This window comes from Planotetraspora thailandica (assembly GCF_016863335.1).
Lineage (GTDB): Bacteria > Actinomycetota > Actinomycetes > Streptosporangiales > Streptosporangiaceae > Planotetraspora > Planotetraspora thailandica.
In genome coordinates this window covers 1-942 of record NZ_BOOR01000124.1, presented here as the reverse complement: position 1 = coordinate 942, position 942 = coordinate 1, and the positions used below count along the sequence as shown (strand labels likewise).

1 protein-coding gene is annotated in these 942 nt (G+C 65.6%); it reads left to right on the top strand.

Annotated elements, in window-relative coordinates; translation table 11 throughout:
- The first annotated feature begins 48 nt into the window (after positions 1 to 48).
- Positions 49 to 941 (top strand): IS5 family transposase gene (locus Pth03_RS41130; RefSeq protein ID WP_373318693.1). Its coding sequence is split into 2 segments (ribosomal slippage): positions 49 to 433 and positions 433 to 941, totalling 894 coding nucleotides; the frame shifts between segments, so codons are not numbered across the junction.
- The last annotated feature ends 1 nt before the right edge of the window (position 942 follow it).

Here is a 942-nt window from a genome sequence, read left to right as displayed (position 1 = left end):
CCTGTCTGATAAATGATCTCTGCTGGTGCGGTTAGATGATCGTTCGTGGTGAGACGTGGTGAGCTGACCGATAAGGCCTGGCAGCGGATCGAGCCGCTGTTACCCGCCACGGACGCGCGGGGTCGTCCGTGGCGTGACCACCGCCAGGTCATCGATGGGATCTTGTGGCGGTTGCGGACCGGGTCGCCGTGGCGCGACATTCCCGAGCGGTACGGGCCCTGGCAGACCTGTTACGAGCGGTTCAAACGCTGGGACGAGGACGGCACCTGGGCGCGACTACTGGAACAGATGCAGGTCAAGGACGATTCGGTCGGCAACGTCGAGTGGACCGTCAGCATCGACTCCACCATCGCCCGGGCCCATCAGCATGCCGCCGGTGCCCGTAAAAAGGGGATGGCGGCGGGACGATCGATACGAAGGACTCGCAAATCCGGCAGGCCCTTGGAAGGTCCCGCGGAGGACTCACCACCAAGCTCCACCTGATCACCGAGGCCCGCGGACTCCCGATGGCCCTGCATGTGACCGGTGGGAACGTGGTCGACTGCACCGCCTTCGAAGCGGTCATGGCGACCTTGCGGATCGGCCGCCCCACGGGTGGCCGGCCCCGCACCCGTCCGGATGTTCTGCTCGGGGACAAGGGCTACTCCTCGCGTCAGATCCGCACCTACCTGCGTCGACGCGGCATCAAAGCGGTCATCCCCGAACGCCGGGACCAGCTTGCCAACCGTGTGCGTAAGGGCAACCAGGGAGGCCGCCCTTACGCTTTCGACGCCGAGGCCTACAAGCAGCGCAACCTGGTCGAACGCTGCTTCGGCAAGCTCAAGCAATGGCGCGCCATCGCCACCCGCTTCGACAAACTCGCCAGCCGCTATCTCGCCGGCGCCACCATCGCCAGCCTCATGCTCTGGCTCCGCCACGCCGAATTGTCAGACAGGCCCTAGG